15 protein-coding genes are annotated in these 21,066 nt (G+C 42.2%); 3 read left to right on the top strand and 12 right to left on the bottom strand.

Annotated features, from left to right (window positions below; translation table 11 throughout):
- Window positions 1–325: 325 nt before the first annotated feature.
- From QVP94_RS17430 to QVP94_RS17375, 12 genes are all read right to left on the bottom strand, one after another.
- Window positions 326–1,321, bottom strand: a complete 996-nt coding sequence (locus QVP94_RS17430; protein WP_022193111.1) for a glycosyltransferase family 2 protein — start codon at window positions 1,319–1,321, stop codon at window positions 326–328.
- Window positions 1,322–1,478: 157 nt separating this feature from the next.
- A complete protein-coding gene (locus QVP94_RS17425) occupies window positions 1,479–2,750 on the bottom strand; it encodes an ATP-binding protein (RefSeq protein WP_022193109.1) in 1,272 nt (423 codons plus the stop codon).
- A 22-nt stretch (window positions 2,751–2,772) separates the two neighbouring features.
- The gene (locus QVP94_RS17420) at window positions 2,773–3,954 is read right to left on the bottom strand and encodes an ATP-grasp domain-containing protein (protein ID WP_022193108.1); all 1,182 of its coding nucleotides are present in this window, start codon (window positions 3,952–3,954) and stop codon (window positions 2,773–2,775) included.
- Between the two features lie 22 nt (window positions 3,955–3,976).
- Window positions 3,977–4,588 (bottom strand): sugar transferase, encoded by a 612-nt coding sequence (locus QVP94_RS17415; protein ID WP_022193107.1) that lies wholly within the window; start codon window positions 4,586–4,588, stop codon window positions 3,977–3,979.
- A 113-nt stretch (window positions 4,589–4,701) separates the two neighbouring features.
- Window positions 4,702–5,901, bottom strand: coding sequence for a DegT/DnrJ/EryC1/StrS family aminotransferase (locus QVP94_RS17410; protein ID WP_022193106.1), 1,200 nt, complete (start codon window positions 5,899–5,901; stop codon window positions 4,702–4,704).
- A 21-nt stretch (window positions 5,902–5,922) separates the two neighbouring features.
- Window positions 5,923–8,370 (bottom strand): GumC family protein, encoded by a 2,448-nt coding sequence (locus QVP94_RS17405; RefSeq protein ID WP_022193105.1) that lies wholly within the window; start codon window positions 8,368–8,370, stop codon window positions 5,923–5,925.
- 30 nt (window positions 8,371–8,400) lie between these two features.
- Window positions 8,401–9,198, bottom strand: coding sequence for a polysaccharide biosynthesis/export family protein (locus QVP94_RS17400; RefSeq protein ID WP_005855491.1), 798 nt, complete (start codon window positions 9,196–9,198; stop codon window positions 8,401–8,403).
- Between the two features lie 49 nt (window positions 9,199–9,247).
- Entirely contained in the window at window positions 9,248–9,676 is a 429-nt protein-coding gene (locus QVP94_RS17395; protein WP_005865215.1) for a BT0820 family HAD-type phosphatase, read from the bottom strand.
- A gap of 34 nt (window positions 9,677–9,710) precedes the next feature.
- Complete coding sequence (locus QVP94_RS17390; RefSeq protein WP_022193104.1) at window positions 9,711–11,660, bottom strand: polysaccharide biosynthesis protein; 1,950 nt, start codon at window positions 11,658–11,660, stop codon at window positions 9,711–9,713.
- A 238-nt stretch (window positions 11,661–11,898) separates the two neighbouring features.
- On the bottom strand, window positions 11,899–12,336 hold the full coding sequence (locus QVP94_RS17385; RefSeq protein ID WP_008771646.1) for a hypothetical protein: 438 nt from the start codon (window positions 12,334–12,336) through the stop codon (window positions 11,899–11,901).
- A gap of 9 nt (window positions 12,337–12,345) precedes the next feature.
- Window positions 12,346–13,008 (bottom strand): transcription termination/antitermination NusG family protein, encoded by a 663-nt coding sequence (locus QVP94_RS17380; RefSeq protein WP_005865210.1) that lies wholly within the window; start codon window positions 13,006–13,008, stop codon window positions 12,346–12,348.
- A 419-nt stretch (window positions 13,009–13,427) separates the two neighbouring features.
- Window positions 13,428–14,360 carry a tyrosine-type recombinase/integrase gene (locus QVP94_RS17375; protein WP_005865208.1) on the bottom strand — a complete coding sequence of 311 codons (933 nt, stop codon included), beginning with the start codon at window positions 14,358–14,360 and terminating at the stop codon, window positions 13,428–13,430.
- A gap of 905 nt (window positions 14,361–15,265) precedes the next feature.
- On the opposite strand from QVP94_RS17375, the gene QVP94_RS17370 reads away from it, so the two are divergent.
- The 3 genes from QVP94_RS17370 to QVP94_RS17360 all read left to right on the top strand — a co-directional run.
- Window positions 15,266–18,460, top strand: a complete 3,195-nt coding sequence (locus QVP94_RS17370; protein ID WP_009276268.1) for a SusC/RagA family TonB-linked outer membrane protein — start codon at window positions 15,266–15,268, stop codon at window positions 18,458–18,460.
- 13 nt (window positions 18,461–18,473) lie between these two features.
- A complete protein-coding gene (locus QVP94_RS17365; protein WP_008771643.1) occupies window positions 18,474–19,985 on the top strand; it encodes a RagB/SusD family nutrient uptake outer membrane protein in 1,512 nt (503 codons plus the stop codon).
- A gap of 34 nt (window positions 19,986–20,019) precedes the next feature.
- A partial coding sequence (locus QVP94_RS17360) for a M81 family metallopeptidase (RefSeq protein WP_288213308.1) occupies window positions 20,020–21,066 on the top strand: 1,047 nt, incomplete at its 3' end.

Raw genomic sequence — 21,066 nt, 5'->3', positions numbered from 1 at the left:
AGCGAAAAGAATTAGGAAAATTCAAAAAGATAGTAGAGATAGATATATATAACCATGTAACGAGCCATACTGTCGGTAACTTCTGTATATGTTTTCTAAATACATACATCATAAATAAAGAATAAATCAAGAGCACTCCCATATATTTAACCGTAGCATGATATACATATAGTGAAGAAACATACCCAAAGCATCCTATTATGATAAAGATCAATAAAAGATCTATCAAATACTTATAAAATAAATCCAATCTAACTATCATACAAAAAACCCGTCATTTTATTTTTAATATCAAGCAGTTAAAATATTTTCAAAAAAAATATTTCTACATATACAACATACTAGTCTTTTTCTTTCTCCATACATACAAACGTATAGTAACAGGTGAAACAACCATCAAAAGAGCTCTAATTTTTTCTCTAAAATTCATTTTATTATCCATAATATAGTACTTCAAATACTTTCTACAATATTTCACAACAACAGAATATATCTTTTTCTCATCGTTTCCATTAGGCGCACAAACCAAACGCAGAGATAAAAGGATAAGCCTTGTAGCTGCTGCATATTTAATATCAATATTAGGAGCATTTATAGCATACTTTTCAGCCATACTCATATACTCATCCACTTCTTCTAAGCTAAATTCAGAATGAAGAATACTACCAACCCTTTGCACATAATGATATGTTTTAACTCCAATAAAAACGACTTTATTTGTTTCTTCCATAATATAATAGACAGTCGCAAGTTCTTCCATTACTTTTCCTTTAGGAAATGGATGTTTTACACAATATTCTTTCTTTATAATTTTAGACCATGCACTTGTCCCAACAGGATAACCTCGCAATATAATAGCTTGAGCCTCTCTAGCAGAAACACATAGTTCAAAAGAACTTACATTATTTTTACTACAATGTTCAAACAAACCATCATTTTCAGCAGTATCAACAGTTTCATATTCTATAATTGGGGGACTACAACTCATATCAGCATCATTTTTCACCATGGCATCCCATAAAGAAGATAAATGATTACTATCTACATAATCGTCAGAATCTATAAATACAATATATTCTCCCTTTGATTGAGCAACTGCAATATTTCTAGCATCAGATAGTCCTCCATTTTTTTTATGTATAACACTTATCTTTGCATACAACTTAGCATATTCATCACATATCGCAGGGCATCCATCAGGTGATCCATCATCTACTAAAATTATTTCATAATCTTCAAAATCTTGATTTAAGATACTATTGACACACCTTTTTAAATATTTCTCAACTTTGTATACTGGAACAATAACACTTATTTTCATTTAATACTCCTCTATATAAAGTACAACATCCTATTTCTTATGCAAATCATTTAAACAATTTTGTCTGCTCAATGACACTACCCAGTAAATCCTCATATTTAAGCGCAACAACAAAATCAACTAAGATATCAGCATACCCCTTCATGCTTAAACTTACTTATAATATGCTAATTTTTTGACAGAGTTTCATATTTTCCCCATCTATACCTTTCAGCTGAATTGCATTATATACCTCACTCATAATCTGATTCAGCTCTTCTCTACTCTTAGCTTCTATATGGAATCTTGCAAATACCTGCTGCAAAGTACCTATCATATTTACTTCATCTCCTACATGAAGCAGTTGTATTGTATTAAACACCTCAGGTATTTTTGTTACACGATCCATACCCTCGATTTCAGCAATAGTTCCTTTCTTTGCTAAAATTGAATAATTGGCGAGAAAGCGGCCATTCATATCTACGCTTATTCGTTCGATAAGGTTTTCATCTCCTAAATACATCCGTCCAACAAGTGACGTGTTTATCATAAATTCCAATGGATTCACATCAAAAACATGCTTTGTGATAAAATATGATAATCCTCCTGAAAACCTAATCCCTGGATCATAAGGCCGGATAATTTCTCCATCAACAAATGCTTGTATGAACATAGTTCCATTATAAATATTGAAATCTTTAAGCATTTCAACCATCTTCGAATGCAACGTTTCAAAATATAGCTTCACATGTTTTGATGGATATATAGTACAATCCGCTATTGCTCCTACATTCTTTTGCTCTCTATTAACAAATCGATCATTTATTTCCCATACATATATATTTCCGCGATCAAATAGATATTTAATAGTAATCTCTGGACAATCCATATATTTTTCACATAAAAACCGATTTGTCCTTGAATATAATTTCGCTTTTTGAATTGATTGCTTCAATTCTTTTTCTGAATTACATATTGAAATTCCTTTTGACCCACAACTATCAGCTGGTTTCAATATAACCGGATAAGCACTCCGGGGTATTTGAACAGGATCCGAATCATTTGACAACTCATAAGTCTCTACAATAGGAATGCCATACTTTATACAGTTTCTCTTAAAATTCTTTTTATCCTGTAATTCAACCCATTGATTACGATTTACATAGAAATCAAGACCTATATTCTCTGCCACATCAACCACACTTGTTATAATGTCCTCATTTCCTATAACCAATATGCCATCAACAGCATGTTCTAGCACTATTTTCTTCAGACATTCCCTATCGCAAACATCAATAATATATTGTTCATCTGTCAATGCTTGTATATCTTGCGGTATTGATTTCCCTGCAACTAGCAACTTTATACCATGACTCTTAGTATAGAATGCAATATCAGTTATTGAAGCACTCCCACCTATATATAAAAGACGTTTCCCTTTCAATTTCATAACAACACTTATGTTTTTATCATTATTTAGTAGTAATAACAATATGTTTCATCGCATTTTCGCAAAGATCAATAGCAGCTTGAGCTGTATCCGCTTGAGAAATTACATATCCGATACGATCCACACTACTGCTAATCCGATTAACGACATCGCCTACGGCTTTAGTCAACACGACATGCTCAATACCATTTATGCTATTCACTTTATCAATTCCCGAAATATTCTCAATAACACCATTTGTCTCTTCTATATAACGTATCGCCGCTCCTTTATCAAATCTCGGAGCAATAGAAGGGCATTCTCCCAACGCTATTTGTATAGTAGCTTTCACCATATCAATACCCGTAGACAATGGCACTAAATGTGTAGTAATACAGTCTCCACCCATCCTTGCTCCAAGTTCAATCATTTTTGGTCCTTGATCTGTTAGCATTATTTCCACATGAGCTGGGCCATGATTAATACCGATAGAATTCACGGCTCTTTTTGCCAAATCCTTGATCGCCCTAATATCCTTATAGTCTAATAAGCTAGGCTGGCTATGTCCCATCTCAACAAAATGGGGGCTTCCTGTTGTCAATTTATCTGTAACTTGCAATATATGAACATCTTCATTAACAACCATAACCTCAACACTGACCTCACTGCCTTTTAAATATTCCTCAATAATGACACCTCCATTTCGTCCGTTTAGAGAACTATATTGAATTGCATTCTCCAAATCCTTTGAACTTTCAATTAGAACAACACCTCTACTGCCCGCGTTATCCACAGGTTTGCTGATACAAGGATACGTAATTTCAGAAACAACCTTTTTCAAATCTTCTGGAGTGTGAAGTATATAATACCATGGATGTTCTACCCCTGCAACTTCAAAAGCTTTGATCATTTCTCCCTTATCAGTTGCCTTAATCGCCGTATCGTATGATATTCCAACAAGACCTAATTTATGAGTAGCATAGGCCACAGCCCGCATTGGCATGTCTGTGGCCAATGTAACAATACCATCTGCTTTAAATTCTCTTCCGGCTTGATACACTCCCTCTTCATCAATTGTACTCACATTGAAGTATTCGTCAGCATGAGATACACCAATCGCATGTGGGTTAAAATCAGCGACTCCTACATACAATCCCATTTCTTTAGCTTTCAATATTGCTGGCAATTGCAATATTGAAGCTCCTATAATTAATAATCGTTTCACTTATAAATAGATCTTGTTTATCTTATCGATTATCATTATTTTTCTCTTTAACATAAATATTTTCTCGTTTTATTACAGAAATCATCGTCTGCGACAAAATCTTCAAGTCTAACTTAAAAGAAACATGATCTACATAGTACAGATCATATTTAAATTTATCTTCTTGAGAAATAGAATTTCTAAAATAAGCCTGAGCATATCCAGTAATACCAGGTTTCACATCATATCGTTTTCTTCTTTCTACTTCAACTTCTTCAAATGATTTAGTCGCTAAAGTAGGCCTAGGTCCAACAAAACTCATATCCCCAATCAAGACATTCAAGAATTGTGGAATCTCATCGATAGAAGTCTTCCGCATAAACCGACCTATTGGTGTCACTCTAGGATCATCATGTCCATTGAATGTAGACCCATCGAGATTCCTTACATCCGGAGAATTAACATACATTGAACGGAACTTATACATTTTGAAAGGTATTCCATTACGTCCCCTTCTTAATCCACTGTAGAATATTGGACCTGGATCTGAGATAAGAATAAATGGAGTCATTATGACTATTACAAATAGTACAAATGGCAAAATTATCAACGCAAGAATAAAATCTATTCCACGTTTTACATATCGTTCATACATATTTAAAGTTTAATTCAACTACAAAATATACCAATCATATTTCAAAATAAAACCCATTTCTCAGCAAAGAGATTCGAACTATATGATACAATCTTTCAAATGTCATATCCTTCTCATTTTAAACATTCCTTCACGCACTCAATCACATAATCCACATCTTCATCAGACAAGCAGGTATGAAGCGGCAATGTCACAACATTTTTAAATTGCTCATAAGCATTTGGATAGTCCTCTATCTTGAACCCCAATTTCTTATAGCCTGTGTGCATAGGAAGCGGTTTATAATGTACATTGGTCGCAACTCCTAATCCGGCCATTTTCTCTATAAATTTGTTCCGTTGTTCGGCATCTTTGTCATTCAGATTTATAATATATAAATGTCCAGAAGAGACAATATCTGAAGTATAATGCGTTACCACCGTAATAGGTAGCCCCTTCAATCCTTTATTATAACGGTCTATAATTTCTTTTCGACGGGACAAAATCTCATCATACCTTTTTATTTGTCCTAGGCCTATGCCCGCACAGACATCTGTCATATTACATTTATACCATGGCCCAATAATATCATACTCCCACGCTCCCAACTTCGTTTTTGCCAAAGCGTCTTTACTCTGACCATGAAGACTCAATAACATATATTGGTGATATAACTCATCATTATCTATCCCTTCAATATCTCTCCAAACAACCGCACCGCCTTCCGCTGTTGTTAGGTTTTTCACCGCATGAAATGAGAAATTCGTAAAATCGGCGACAGAACCTATTGGGAATTTTTTATATGAGGCTCCAAAAGAATGAGCACCATCAGCCATAACAATCACTCGATTCAAGGCTTTTTGAATCGGGTTATCATTTGGATGGAATAAATTCTTTTTCCGTTCTACTATATCGAAAATCGTATCATAGCCACAAGGAATACCAAACAAATCCACCGGGATTATAGCTTTTGTTCTCTCGGTTATCGCCGCTTCTAATTTCTCATAATCCATCGTGAACTTTCCATGCTCACAATCTATCATGACCAATCTTGCCCCCACATGCTCTACCACACTTGCGGTAGCTGTATAAGTATAGGCTGGAACAATAACCTCATCACCGATTCCTATACCTAATATACGCAAAGTTATCTCAGCACATGCCGTATTTGAATTCAAACAAACAGCTTTTGAGGTATGACAACGTTCTGCTACCAGCTGTTCTAATTTTTTAGTTTTAGGTCCGGTAGTTATCCAACCGGACTTCAAAGCATCAACAACTTCACTGATCTCTGCCTCTGTTATATCAGGGGGACTAAATAATACGTGTCTCATGACTCTTTATAAATTTCCTTATTATTTCTTTTTCTTATTCTCTGCCTCAAAACCATACCCATAGCCGTATCCATAACCATAATGTTTACCATAGCCATAACCATATTTCTTACCATAACCGTAACCATAGGTGTTCTTACGTTTGCTCAGGTCGATTCCATTGATCACTACCGCCAACTTGTCAAATTTATGCTCGTCCCTAAGAACATTAATGTAGCAGAAAGCGGCTTTCGGGGTCACGTCCGCACGGCAGACATAAACACACATGTCGGCCACACGGCTTATTATGGCCGTATCAGTTACCATACCGATCGGGGCTGTATCCAGCAACACGTAGTCATAACGGGATTTCAATTGCTCTATCGCCTTCTCCAAGGTATCACGGGCTACCAGTTCCGTCGGGTTCGGGGGAATCGTTCCTCCTAAAAGGATATCCAGGTTCGGACTGATGCCGGAAGGCTGCACAAGATCAAAAAGATCCTTATCCTCCGGATCCATCAGATAATTAGATATTCCTTCCTGCCTTTTCGATAAATCGAAGACTTTATTCAAGCCCGGCTTACGGATATCCATACCAACCACTACCACCTTCTTTCCCAAATAAGCCAAGCTGACAGCGAGATTTCCAGTCACGAAAGACTTACCTTCTCCGGGCTGCGTAGAAGAGAAAAGTATGACCTTTTGATCTTTCCGGAGCATAAAGAGCAGATTGGTCCGCAAACCTCGGAAGGTCTCCTCCATCATGTCGTTCTTATTCTCGCGCACCACGATCGCTCCCTTATCGGAGGATTTATGACCACACAAGGGCAATTCGCCCAAAATCGGAACATTCGTCAATTGCTCCACATCGCCACGATTCTCGATCTTATATTTCAATAATTCCACGACAAAGATGATTCCCACCGGAATAAACAGGCCCACCACAAACGCAGCCAATAAAAACACGAGCTTCTTGGGAGCCACAGGATCCTTCCCGGGTAATGGTTCCTCTACAATACGACCATTATTAGCCGTGGCTGCCAATGTGATCGCATTTTCCTCCCGCTTCTGCAACAGCATGATATATAAAGTCGCCTTGATTTCTTGCTGGCGAGAAATAGTCATGAACTCTTTCTCTTGCTTTGGAGCATCACTAATCCGGCTCTCAAATTTACTAGCCTGACGCTCAATATCTTTCTGGGCGATTTGTAGTCCTCGCAAGACACTATTCACGGTTGTCTCGACATTGCGTCTCATCGCCTCAACGCCGGTGTTCATGTTTATCACCGCCGGGTTATTTTCCGAAGAGGTACGTAATAAACGTTTACGCTCGATGATCATCGTGTTATATTGTTCAATCACCCTAGTGAGGTTTTGATCCTGTACCCCTACGTTTGCAGGAATTACCTCTTCCTTGTTGACCGGATCGTTGATATAGGTACGCAGAAATTGAACCAAGCTGATCTGTGTAGCGTTCTCCGTACGTTGCTGCTCATACTTGGAACTCTCTTGTAAGGCTAGACGGGCATCACTTGTCAAATCCGTCAGACCGGATCGTTGCTTGAAATCCGCCAACTCGCTCTCCGCCGTACCCAACTCATGGTTAATTATACCGATACGCTCCTCTATGAACTCAGCGGTTTTCTGAGCTACCTCATTCTTCTCATCGTTCGCGTCTTGATTATAGAACGCAACCAAACGATTCACGAAATCCACGCCTCGCTCCTTTACTGTATTGTTCACGCTGATCTTCGCTATCGTCGTGGTCTGGGAAGAGGCGGTCACGCTCAAGTCTTTCATATAATCCTCGGCGGTCTCCGTCGGCGTATTTATGGTAACACGTAAAGCGATTTCCTCTTCTTCCATATACAAGGTATCGCCTCGCGTAAAGCTTAAAACACCCACAGGTGTTGGTAACACCGCCGGCAATTGATCAAATGCCTGTTCTATCTCTTGCTCTTCCTTATCTTGCACATATTCAGCCTTAACAGACAATTTTCCTGTTTTTGTAAATGTAAGATCCAGCTTAATCGGCTCCTCCAATTTATCGGCTTCTTCTGGTGTCATATAAATCCGTACCGGACTATTCTTATAAAGAGGCATCGCATAACCGAACGCTCGCTTTTCCGCTACACGAACATATAAATTCAGGTCGTTCACGACTTTTTTTATCAATGTACGGGATTTCAATATCTCCACCTCGTTATCAAAATTATTTGTCATGGAAAACATTCCCAAGTCTTGAATGGCCGCCAACGGATTGTTGCCCGAACCGCTTCGCTTATCCTCCTCCTTTATCAACACGGAACTGGAAATGTTATATACAGGCGTTTGATAACGAAGAAACAGGTAAGTGGCGATGCAACATATCAATATACTAGCCACAAACCAACGCCAATAAAAAAGGTATTTAAATAAAAGAGCGACCAAATCAATCTCTTGTTCCTCGTTCTCTATCCCAGTGTTATTATTTATCCGTTCGTCTATCATCTCTCTTAATTTTCAATTCTCAATTTTCAATTACTTAAGTATGTTTACCAACAGGCCGGCAATAGATACCAGAATCGAGAGTGAGCTTACCCAAAGGGTCGTGCTGTTACCGATATCGGAGTTCTTAGCCTTCGTCTTGTTCGGGGTCACGTAAATAATATCGTTTTGCTTCAGGTAATAATACGGGGAAGTCACGACTTCGGCATTATTCAAATTCAAGTTAATGATCTCACGCTTACCGTTCACGTCCTCACGGATCAGCTTGACGTTATCACGGACACCGTAAATCGTCATATCACCTGCCATCGCCAAAGCCTCCAGAACGTTCACCTTCTCGTTGCCGATCGTGAAGCTACCCGGACGGGCCACCTCACCCAACACGGAGATCTTGTAATTAGCCATACGGACCGTAACGATCGGGGATTCCTTCAAATAAGGTTTCAAACGCTCACGAATCAAGTCCTCCGCCTCGTTCTTGGTGAGACCACCCACTTCCAAGCGACCGATAACAGGGAAATCGATCTCTCCTTTATTATTCACCAAGTATTGCTGCATGGTCGGTTGCGTGGTCGTACTGATATTTGTCAAAGCCGCATTGATTGGAGTCTGTACCGTCAAGTTGAATGGGGTCGCAGCCTTCGGGTCTGTCGTATTGACCGTGATGCTCAACAAGTCTTTTGGCATGATCTTTGCGTCATACAATGGAAGGGTCTCCTCAAAATCGTTCACTGCCTCTGGGTTTTGGAGGTATGGTACGTTCTTGTAAGAAGTACAACTCGCTACCAATAGAGGTAAAGCTAATAAAAGTAGTAATCTTTTGATTTTCATATTATTTTGTTATCTTTTTTTATTTCATTGAACACAGAATGATATGGATTTAGCGAAACAAACGAGAGAAAAGGCCTTTCGGTTTCTCCGGTTCGTATTCCGACTCGTATTTCCGCATTAAATCCTCATAGGAAAGTCTTTTACTCACCATCTCATAAATCATACCCCAGTCCGGGAGACCACCAAGATTACGGTCATCAATAAAAATGTCGGCCTTCAGCTTACGGGAGAAATGGTTATTCAGGCTTTTCTCTTCCTCCGGGTAATCTCGGTTCACGGCGTAAAACTCCAAGCCCCGCTCTCGGCAAAAGGTGACAGCCTCATCCAAAAGCTTACCCTCTCGCACACTCCATAAGATCAGCTTGTGGTGTTCTATTTGTAACTTTCTCAATGTCTCGAAAGCGAAAGGGATCTCCTTCCCTATCGCCGGATATTTATGCTCAACGATTGTTCCGTCAAAATCTACTGCGATAATCATTTATAATTCAGATTTATAACTACCAACTAAATTGCTAATTCACTCCGTCCAATCTCGTGAATTGAGAGTTTTGGCTTTTAAACTCGGGGACGAAGGATTTCATCTCTCTCACCATAGGAAGAATATGCACATGAAGGGATAATTCAGCTAATAGATCAATGTGCTCTACCACATCCTTGTAGGCGTACTCTCGGACTGCTGCCACACGAATCTTCTCATGAGGGGTTTCCTTCGTGTTCTCCTTGTTGCTCAATAGTTCCTCATATAATTTCTCACCGGGACGAAGACCGGTGTATTTAATCTCTATGTCTTTATCCACCTGCAAACCAGAAAGCTCGATCATACGCTTCGCTAAGTCAGCGATCTTGACCGGCTCACCCATATCAAAGATGAATATCTCGCCGCCCTTGCCCATCGTACCGGCTTCCAACACCAAACGGCAGGCTTCGGGGATTGTCATGAAGTAGCGGATGATATCGGGATGGGTTACCGTAACTGGGCCTCCTTTGGCGATCTGATCGCGAAAACGAGGTATCACGGAACCATTACTTCCTAATACATTACCGAAACGGGTCGTGATAAACTTAGTGTTTCCCGCTAGAGCCCCCTTACTGATCGCCACACTCAAGCTCTGCACATATATCTCAGCGAGGCGCTTGCTACATCCCATGATATTCGTTGGATTAACGGCCTTATCCGTACTGATCATCACGAATTTCTCTACACCATAGCTTACGGCGGCATCCGCTATCACTCGGGTACCAAACACGTTGGTACGAACAGCCTCGCAAGGGTTCTCTTCCATCAAGGGGACGTGCTTATAAGCTGCCGCATGGAATACTACCTGGGGATGCCAATTGCGGAATACGTAATCTACACGGTCCGGATTCCGGACATCGCCTATGATAGGTACAAAATCCAGTTCCTTATACTTCTCCTCCAATTCCAGGCGTAAGTCATGCATCGGAGTCTCGGCGGCATCAAGGCAGATCAGTTTCTTGATCGGGAAATGCGCCAGCTGGCGGCAGATCTCGCTACCAATGCTACCGGCCGCTCCCGTAACAAGGATCGTCTTATCTTTCAATAAGAGACCGATCTCGCCCAGATTTATACTGATCTCCTCACGACCCAGCAAGTCCTCAATACGGATCTCACGGACTGAACGCTTCATTCCGCCCTCATGGACCTCCTCCATATCAGGAACCACGAGAGGCTTCAAGGAGGCCTGCTCGCAATAATGAATCAAACGATCACGTTCTCGTCGGACGGTCTTTATATTCGGGAAAAGGATACCATCCAAGTTATTTCTGGGGATCAGACGCAACAAGTCATCAATGTCCTCGATCTGGTAAACGGGAAGTTCCGCTATGCGAAGGTTCTTTTTAGCGCTACCAAACGTCAAGAAGCCGATGATGCTATAATTTTGCATGAATACTTGCCGGTTGGGTGATGTGGCTATCATCACGCTATCCTCATCCATACCGAACACCAGTACACGCTTGCGCTTTTTTCCAAGTTGGGACAACACGCTATTATATACATTAATCACGAATACACGTAAGGTGATCAGCAGAACAATCGTCAACATACAATCGATTATCCCTCCCACCCAATATATAGAGGAATTGAAATCCGCCTTCAAAAGATGAAGCAGTATGAACATGAGGATGGATTTTGTGATGGCGACACCACCAATCCTCCATAGTCCACGTAGCGTGGAATGACGGATCACCCCGTGATAAACCTTGAACGTAAGAAAAGAAAGGATACTGGCCACAAAGGAAGCTATTCCTACCTTTAATACACTAATCCCGCTTATGTATACATGCATGATGGACAATAATCCCAGCACTCCTATCAAAGATACACATAGGGAAATGAAAAGATCCGCACAAAAAATGATCCAGCGGTTGATATACCGCAAATTTACCAGACGCCCCAGCGCTAAACGCCAGCGATTATAACGATATTTCACCTTTTCCATATTTGTTTTATTCATATCTATCTAACTATAATAATAAGCGACCGAACCTCTCAAGTGGTTGGAGTGGTATAAGCTAAAGCAAGAGTCTAGTCTATCGGTTAAAGAAAAAGGGACTCTCCTCGCTACTAGAGATAGCTGACCTCTTGATCGATATCGGCCGCCTAATTCTCATTTTCTAATTGCGACCTAGCGATAATATATTCTTGATTGGAGGCTCTCTTGAACCTCAGAAGTATCTTTAATCAATCTCCATGTCACGATCCATGGACGTGTTTTTTACTTCCTGCATCGGAAAATACCTCACCTCTTCCTTATGCCACTCCTTGTAACCGTCAAGCGTACGAGTAGGGACGGATAACCGACCGTAGTCATTGCCTTCGCGATGGAAAAGATGGTTACGTGTATAGGAACGTAACTCGCCATCTGTCCAAGAGACCATCACGATTGGAAACGGGTACGTGGTGAGGCTTAACGGGGTCACTAAGGTACGGGAAGATATTTGGCGTAACAGGTAAGCTGATTTCTCGAACGCCACCCAATACGGACCCGTACAGTAAAGATGGATGAAGGCACGATTATCCGACTCTCGCTTAAGAATCTCTTTCAAATGGTTTCCTAACAACGAGATAAGGCGTACTCCGGATCTATCCTCTTTTTTACCGTAGTGCGTATCCATCTATGTGTATCATAATAGCTCTAGCAGGTCACGGGTGATATTTACTTTGGCACATCCCAGTAGATCTACACGGATCACAAAGTTAAGATTGCCATCCTCCACTTCCAGCACGTTACCTTCTAGACCATGCAACTTACCGCCGTTAATGCGTACCCTCGCTCCAAGAGGCAGCGGACGGGGATCGATAATGACAGGCTCTTCGGAATCGTCCAGCATCCTACGGAGTTTCACCATCTGCTCATCCGGAATGAAGGCTACGGGGCGTATGCCTCCAGACCGTTCGCCAGCTATGTTTACCATGAAACGTTTGATATAAGGAAGATGCACGATCTCCTTCCTACGCAAGACATCGGTGCAACGGATGAATACAATGGAACGGAAGACGATCCGGTCTACTTGCTTACGCTTGCCGCTTGGCAGAAGACACATCTCTTTTTGGGAGGCTATATAAACCTCATAGTCCTTCTCGCCTTCCGGCTGACTGGCTATGCGCTTTTCCAGCTTGTCACGGCATAGTTTCTCGGACTTGTTGTTGACGATAGCGATGTACCAATGTTTCTGATCAGATTTTCGCCGTAACGGGTTTTCAGGAATGGTTCTTTCAACGCCTACGGCGTCGATACCCTCATGAGGTACCGAATTTACAACCGTTTTTACAACATTCGCTCGCATCTCGTTGATTGCTTAAAAGAGATAGTTTGATATATACACCATAACCCTTTTTCGCCATGTGAGAAATTAGGCTACTTAGTGAGTAGCGCAAAAGGTGGGAGAATGGTTATTACCAAGTTGTAGAGACGGAGCATGCTCCATCTCCCACCGTCTGACAGTAATTTAAAACATCTTTTAGAGGGGATGAGACGGGGTATACCCATCTCTACAAGAATGTATGTTCGATTTTAGGGGGGGACGTGATGATTTCGGAAATACGAGGCCATTTCGTCTCTATTGCCATGTCTATACATCAGAAATAAGAACGAATATTTAACGAGAATCCAACTGGAAACACAAACAAACCCTAATGATTGCTTGTTTTTTGTTATTTTTTACTACATTTGCGGCGTGAAACAAACGCTACTCACTAAGTAGCCTCATCCCACTTTCGACACATAATTATAGACACAACCAAAGCAAGTGCTATTCACCTCTGTCATTTTTTCTAAAGAGAAACTTCTCAGATAAATCTGGGTGGTCTTGATGGACTTATGCCCCAATAATTCACTGATCATTTCTATAGGGACATTTTGCTCTTTCAATGCCATGGCAAAGGAATGGCGGATCGTATAAGAGGTAACATCCGATGCTATTCCAGCGGCCTTTTTCAACGCCTTCAAATTTCGATTGAACCGAGATAGGGCCGCATTGTATTCGAGATATGCCTCATAGCCCGTCTTCGTTCCACTCAAAAAAGGGAATAAATAGCCTGAGGCCGGCTTCTTGTCACCCATTAATTCCTTGCGCATCAATTCTGCCGTATCCAAGATTTCCAGTCTCATCGGTGTGCCTGTCTTCTGCCGATTATAGTCCAATATCCCGTTTTTGATATTCCTTTCTTTTAGGTGGGCGAAGTCCACGAACGACATTCCTGCATACTGAAACAACAAACAAACGACCAGTTGTGTCTCCCTTAGCACCTCACTCTCTACCTTCACCGTCATCAACTTATGTTGGTTCTCTAAGGATAGGGATTTCTTGCGCTTACTCTCCACTCCCGTAAAAACTCCTTGGAACAAACCGGGGATATATTCCGCATCACCATTCTCCACCGCCTTGTTATAAATACAACGCAAACGGCGGATATACGTGGAGACCGTATTACGCATGCAATCGTTTTCCAACAAATAAGCCTCATATCGGTGAAGATTGGCCTTATTGATATCCGAATAGGAAATGTTCTCTGTTCCACTATACTTTATAAAGGAGTTCAACGCATCCTGATAACTTTTGGCGGAGGAATAACGCTTTTCCTCTCGTAACTGGGACATATACCTTCTCACCCCTTCCACGAATCCTTTCTCATCCATATCTCTCTGTTTTTTAATAATATTTGAAATGAATAGACAAATGTAACCATACTATCTGAATGCAAAAAGAATTACCGAAACACTATCATAATGTTAACTTTTTAAATATATTTCAAACACAGACTTTTTCAAAACAATTGCTTTTAAACCGATTATTATGGAATTTAGTACCCAAAACAGCACATTTTTTAGGATATATCCTAAACTTGTATGTATTTAGTCGGCTTATAATTTCTATTTCCCGGCAGATAACCGACATCTACCCGGCACCTAGTTCGAATTATCCGGCACTTGCTCTAATTTAGTTGGGATCTACTTTTAATCATAATCTTCTGTACACTGAAAATCGAGACTATATTAGAGCCTTTGCACCCTAGAACGGCAAAAAAGTCAATTGATTTTCAAATACTATTCAGGAAGCATTTATTAGTTTTCTGAAACAAGAGATATAATAATTCGGCGGATATTGATAAAAAGAAGGCAAACTGCAAGTATTTTCCTTCATACACATTCTATTCGTCAGGGCTTAACTACCAGAGAATCGCATATAATAAACACACACCCTATCCTATCTCAAATACAAGAAGCAGAAGGAGAGAGAAATGACAAATTGACATAATTAAGCCGTATTAATGACTTCTATCAATTGAATACACAATATTAAATTAGCAGAGACTTGCTTGCAGGTGTCGTTTTTTTTCACGAATATTGCAAATCAAACAACCAAATAAACATATTCAGTTTACTAAAGTTAATCTTAAAGAAAGGAGAGCCTATGAAACAGGAGCCATCATGAACCATATCTAGCAAGGAAACTGGCTGGAAGATATGGCTTATAATCCAGCCAAACAAGTTTCTAAACGCCTTTAAATCAATTAATACTAACACTAAAACATTACAAATGTATGAATGAAATTTGTAAGGGGAATCCTAACCCCCGATTAAACACAAAAACTAAATTGGGCAGAGTCATGAAGTTAACCTCAATCCCGCTATTTGTTTTTACCACAGGTGTATACGCTTCCGTACACTCCCCAAACATGCGCATTAAAAGCGACATCATGATTATAGAGAAACCATCAATCGTATCCACCCCGCAACAAAACACCCGTCAGATCACCGGAACCGTGATTGATGCTACCGGTATGCCGATAATTGGCGCCAATGTGATGGTAAAAGGGACAACAAACGGGACAATAACGGATATAGATGGAAAATTCACGTTAGAAGTAGCCAAAGACGCTATTTTACAAGTGTCCTATATCGGTTATATGAACCAGGAGATTCCGGTAGGCAATAAATCGGTTTTAAGCATCTCCTTGCAAGAGGACACACAAAAGTTGGATGAGGTGGTAGTGATTGGCTACGGTACGATGAAGAAAAGTGATATCACGGGGGCTATCTCGTCCGTGAGCGAGGAGAAAATCGCTCGCCAAGCAGTGGCCAATGTTTCTACCGCATTGCAAGGCTTGGCTACCGGTGTATCCGTCACTTCCAGTTCCGGATCTCCGGGTTCCGCCGCCACGATCCGTATCAGAGGTGTCGGTACGGTAAACGACGCGGAACCATTGTTCGTCGTGGACGGGATGCCCGTGACGGATATAAACTACCTGAACACATCGGATATACAGTCTATGGAGGTGCTTAAAGACGCTTCCGCTTCCGCTATCTACGGTTCCCGCGGTGCGAACGGCGTAATCCTTATCACTACGAAAAAAGGCGCCGCTGGAAAAACCACCGTTACGCTCGATGCGTATTGGGGTATGAACAAAATATTGAATAATCTCGATTTGATGTCAGGTCCAGAATGGTACGACTATCAGGAACAGTTGAACACAGTGAGGAGCGTTCCCATCAACTTGGCCCTTGTTAATCGTAATGTTTCCACCAATTGGATGGACGAGATTACGCATACGGCCTTTATGCATAACTACAGTGTCGGCATAAGCGGTGGTAAAGAGAACGACTATAAATTCAATCTGGGCTTGAACTATATCAACCAAGATGGAACGATCAAGAAATCCAACTACGAACGGTTCAGTGTCCGTCAAAGCACGGAAAAAACGGTGCTCAAAGATCATTTGGTAGTGGGTACCAACGCGTCGATCGCGAGATCTACCGACGCAAGTATTAGTGAGCGCAACAGTAGTAATGTGTACGACTCCGACTATGGTGTCGTAAGTAACGCAATCCGTTTGGATCCGGTAACTCCCGCCCAAAACGCAGACGGTTCATATGGTTACTCTCCTTATATTGACTACTATAACCCATTGGCAAGTATCATGTATCGGGATAATCAGCGGGAGAAACTTGCTTTCATCGGCAATATGTATGGGGAATGGCAGATTATAAAAGGATTGAAGTTCAAGAGTAGCTTCGGAGCGGAAATCAGAAGGGTAGACAATAAAACCTTCTCGCCTGTCTATGAGGTATCCTCAAGCCAAAGAAATTTAGAGAGTAGTTTATCGAAGTCGCAGACCAAAGGGCACTACTATACGTTCGAGAATACCCTTTCGTATGAGAAAACGTTTGCCGAGAAGCACTCCATATCCGCTCTCGTAGGTTATACCAACGAATGGGGTAAGCAGGAAACCTTGAGCGTAAACGCGAGAGATCTTATCGGAGAGTCGGATAACCTGCATTATATAGACGCTACGCTGGACAAGAACAAGACCACGGCCAGCAATAGCGCTACGGAATATGGTTTGATGTCTTATCTGGGCCGCCTACACTACGATTACAATAACAAATACCTTATTACGGCCACTTTCCGGCGAGACGGCTCCTCTAAATTCTCTTCCAAGAATCGCTGGGGTAACTTCCCCTCGTTCGCTCTAGGTTGGAGAATCGACAACGAACCGTTCTTCCAGAAATTGAACGCCGAATGGGTTTCCTCCTTGAAACTCCGCGGGGGCTGGGGACAGATCGGAAATCAGAATATCACCAATTATGTGGATCGTAGTTTGCTGTCATTGAGTACGCAATACGGCGCTTTATTCGGAGCGAGAGAGAATGAGACCTTGTATCAAGGTATTGCCGTGAGCAGATTGGGCAATCCGGATATTAAATGGGAAACCACTGAATCTCTGAATATCGGTCTTGACGCAAGCTTCTTTAACACCCGCATGGTCTTCAGCTTCGAGTATTATTACAAGACAACGAAGGACATGCTGCTGGCCGCTCCTATGCCTATCTACATGGGATATGCCAGCAACACCTACACCAATATCGGCGAGGCGAACAACCGCGGTATCGAGATGAATCTCGAGTGGAGAGACAAGACCGAAAGCGGTTTCGAATACAACGTGGGAGTAAATATGTCGACCATCCGTAACCGCATGACGAAATTGAATGGTGGCACACCAATCTCCGATGGACCATTCCGAAACGGAAGCATGTACCTCACCTATACGAATGAAGGTATGCCTATCGGTGCGTTCTGGGGCTATAAGACAGACGGGCTTATCCAAACACAGGAACAGTTGAATGCCGTTAAGCGGGCGGATTTCCAACCTAATGCCGAATTGGGCGATGTATTGTTCGTAGATACGAATGGCGATGGCAAGTTAGACTCAAGTGATAGATGCATGATCGGTAATCCTATTCCGGATATCATATACGGTATCAACATGGGTATGGCGTGGAAAGGCTTCGACCTCAATTTGCAGTTTGGTGGAACAATCGGTAATCAGATATTCAACGCGATGCGTTATTACACCTACTTCCCGAACGATATAACGAACAAGGATAGAGCGTTAATGAACTATTGGACGCCAAATAATACAAATACGGACATCCCTCGCCTGACGGCTACGGACGTAAACGACAATGACCGCTTCTCGGACATGTACGTAGAAAACGGGACTTATTTCCGCTTGAGAAACGCCCAGCTAGGTTATACCCTGCCCGCTTCTCTCACGCAGAGGATAAAACTACAAAAAGTACGTTTTTATGTAAGCGGCCAGAACTTGTTTACGATATCCAGTTACTCGGGTATGGATCCGGAAGTGGGTCAGTCCAGCTCTTTGTCTAGAGGCATAGATTACGGTATCTATCCTCAGAACATTTCATTCACCGGAGGTATTAATGTTACTTTTTAAAATTTATAATGTCATGTTTAAAAACAAATATATCATAGGAATCGTACTAGCGATTTTAACAGGATTCAGCAGTTGCGCAGATTTGGATTTAGCTCCGTTAGGAAGTCCGGAGGCTGGAGAGATATCAGAGGAAAGACAAGCTTTCTTGCGTCTGACCGCTGTCTATTCCGTCATGAAGGACTTCCGTTACACATGGTCAATGCAATGTTTCGGCGACGTGTTGTCGAATGACGCGACCTACAGCGGTTCTTCGAACGACGCACAAACCTTCACGTTGCTGGAGAATTATCAGTATCAAGCGGATCATACCGAGATCTTGAACAAATATCGGTATTCTTACCAATGTATTAATAAGGCCAATTTGTTTATACGGGATATGGAAATGGCAGACGATGCCCTATTCTCGAAATATAACAGGGAACAGATGATCGGTGAGGCCAAGTTTATTCGCGCCTATACTTATTTCGAGCTTGTGAAAACCTTTGGTGGTGTTCCTTGCTATACGGGAGTCTTGGATCTCGATCATGAGAGACTCGGACGTGCGTCTGTCGAAGAGATATACTCGGTTATCGAGCAAGACCTAAACGATGCGGTTAGCGTATTACCTAAGAAAAGTGAGGTGGCTAACTACGAGTCAAGCTATGCGGGAAGGATTACCAAAGGCGCGGCCATCGCCATGCAAACACGTATTTATCTGTATGAGAAAAAATACGATGAGGTAAAAAAGGCATTCGAGAAATTCCAGAATGAGTGCGGGGGTGAGTATAGCTTGGTCGCTCCGGAGGATTACGCTTGGCAGTTCTCACTGGACGGCGAGCACTGCTCCTCTTCTATTCTAGAAGTGAATATGTATGTCTCTTCCACCCAAAGTTCGTATAATGTAAATAACGGTAACCGTCACGTGCTGATGTCTATGCCCCGAAACATGACGATCGGCTTCGGTTGCGCGCAACCTACACAGGCCTTGGCGGACGCTTATGATGCTGAGGGGGATGTCATACGAAAGAAGACCACTCTCCTTTCCACGGAAGAGGCTATAGAGATCGAGACCGCGGCCAAAGGCGATGTGGCACCCGTTACGGACGACCGAACCGGTTGGTACAATCGCAAACTATATCTCGCGCCCGGGCAAAGAGAGGAGAATCGGGGAAATAATCAACCCACGAACCTCAGGCTTATCCGCCTCGCGGAGGTATATTTGAACTATGCCGAGGCTTGTTATTTCAGCGGCGATATCGCTAATGCGCAAAAGTATCTGAATGAGGTAAGAAGTCATGTCAACTTGGCTCCTAAGAACCATACAGGAAGCCAATTGTTTGAAGACATCATGAATGAGCGTCATCTGGAGTTCGGAATGGAAGGTTTCCGGTTCTTTGACGTGGTACGTGTAGGATGGGGCGAGAAAGTCTTTAACGGAACCAAGAAGGCGGAATTTGGAGCTAAGACTCCTTTCAGCGCCGGTGCGGAAGTATTGCCTATACCTCAAACCGAGATTGATATTAGTGACGGTTTAATAACTAATTAATAAGGAAATAACAATTCGCAAAAATCATAATAGCATGAATAGGAATTTAGTATTGCTCGGAATCTGTCTCTTGGCCGTATCGTTCGTTGGAGAGGCCTTTGGACAGAAGAAAAAACCTCGTATCGGTATTGCCGGTATACAGATAGAAAACAGCGTGTTCGTCCCGAATAGGCAGCCGCTCGTAGGACACCCCGTAAGAATGCCGGACTATCTCAGCCCAGACTCCGCAATGGGACAGGCGGCCACTTGGCTTCCCACGCAGATTGGCTATGGCGGTGGAAGAGGCCCCGTGACAAAAGAATCGTACGACGCGTTTGTGGAAAAAACATTGGAGATGATCAAGGCCAATATGCCATATGACGCTTTCTGGTTTTATAACCACGGAGCTTGTAGCGTGGAAGGCGTAGCCGATCCCGAGGGCGAATTCATGGAGAAGGTGCGTAGCTTGATCGGAAACGATGTCTTGACTACCACCACGATGGACCTTCACGGAAATACGTCTTGGTTGGTAGCTCTCAACTCCGATTTGATTACGACTTATCGTCAAGCACCGCATGCGGATTCTCGTGAATCACATCGGCGAGGGGTTGTCAATTTGTTGGAACGTCTTGAATCAGGGAAAGGGCGTCCGGCATACAAGGCATGGGTTGCTGTTCCTGTCCTAGTTTCCGGCGAATGGTCGAGTACCCGTGTCGAGCCTGCGAAATCGCTGTACGCATTGGTTCCCGAGGTTGAAGCCATGCCCGGAGTGATAGACGCAGGGATCTGGATCGGTTATGTTTGGGGAGACAACCCACGGAACCAAGGAACCGTGATGGTTTACGGTGACGATGAGGAACAGGTAAAAGCCGGGGCGAAGAAACTCGCCCAGAAATTCTGGGATGTCCGTAAGCAGTTCTCGCTGGAAGCTCCGGGATATTCGCTCGAGAAATGTATCGATTTGGCAATAGCAAGCAAAAAGAAGCCTTTCTTTATCAGTGATATGGGAGATAATCCCGGCGGAGGCGGCTCAGGCGAGGTTACTTGGACTTTGGCGAGACTCTTGAAGCGTCCGGAATTCCAGACTGATAAGGGAAAGAGC

Source organism: Parabacteroides sp. CAG:2 (assembly GCF_000436315.1).
Lineage (GTDB): Bacteria > Bacteroidota > Bacteroidia > Bacteroidales > Tannerellaceae > Parabacteroides > Parabacteroides distasonis.
Note: the sequence above shows the minus strand (reverse complement) of the source record. Positions and strands in the feature narration are given on the sequence as shown.

What these genes read in the sequence shown, in the direction of transcription:
- QVP94_RS17375 (WP_005865208.1), bottom strand. Translation starts at nt 14,360, where the DNA reads ATGGATGAGAAAGGATTCGTGGAAGGGGTGAGAAGGTATATGTCCCAG.
- QVP94_RS17425 (WP_022193109.1), bottom strand. Translation starts at nt 2,750, where the DNA reads ATGAAATTGAAAGGGAAACGTCTTTTATATATAGGTGGGAGTGCTTCA.
- QVP94_RS17365 (WP_008771643.1), top strand. Translation starts at nt 18,474, where the DNA reads ATGTTTAAAAACAAATATATCATAGGAATCGTACTAGCGATTTTAACA.
- QVP94_RS17415 (WP_022193107.1), bottom strand. Translation starts at nt 4,588, where the DNA reads ATGTATGAACGATATGTAAAACGTGGAATAGATTTTATTCTTGCGTTG.
- QVP94_RS17405 (WP_022193105.1), bottom strand. Translation starts at nt 8,370, where the DNA reads ATGATAGACGAACGGATAAATAATAACACTGGGATAGAGAACGAGGAA.
- QVP94_RS17430 (WP_022193111.1), bottom strand. Translation starts at nt 1,321, where the DNA reads ATGAAAATAAGTGTTATTGTTCCAGTATACAAAGTTGAGAAATATTTA.
- QVP94_RS17410 (WP_022193106.1), bottom strand. Translation starts at nt 5,901, where the DNA reads ATGAGACACGTATTATTTAGTCCCCCTGATATAACAGAGGCAGAGATC.
- QVP94_RS17370 (WP_009276268.1), top strand. Translation starts at nt 15,266, where the DNA reads ATGAATGAAATTTGTAAGGGGAATCCTAACCCCCGATTAAACACAAAA.
- QVP94_RS17380 (WP_005865210.1), bottom strand. Translation starts at nt 13,008, where the DNA reads ATGCGAGCGAATGTTGTAAAAACGGTTGTAAATTCGGTACCTCATGAG.
- QVP94_RS17385 (WP_008771646.1), bottom strand. Translation starts at nt 12,336, where the DNA reads ATGGATACGCACTACGGTAAAAAAGAGGATAGATCCGGAGTACGCCTT.
- QVP94_RS17400 (WP_005855491.1), bottom strand. Translation starts at nt 9,198, where the DNA reads ATGAAAATCAAAAGATTACTACTTTTATTAGCTTTACCTCTATTGGTA.
- QVP94_RS17390 (WP_022193104.1), bottom strand. Translation starts at nt 11,660, where the DNA reads ATGGAAAAGGTGAAATATCGTTATAATCGCTGGCGTTTAGCGCTGGGG.
- QVP94_RS17395 (WP_005865215.1), bottom strand. Translation starts at nt 9,676, where the DNA reads ATGATTATCGCAGTAGATTTTGACGGAACAATCGTTGAGCATAAATAT.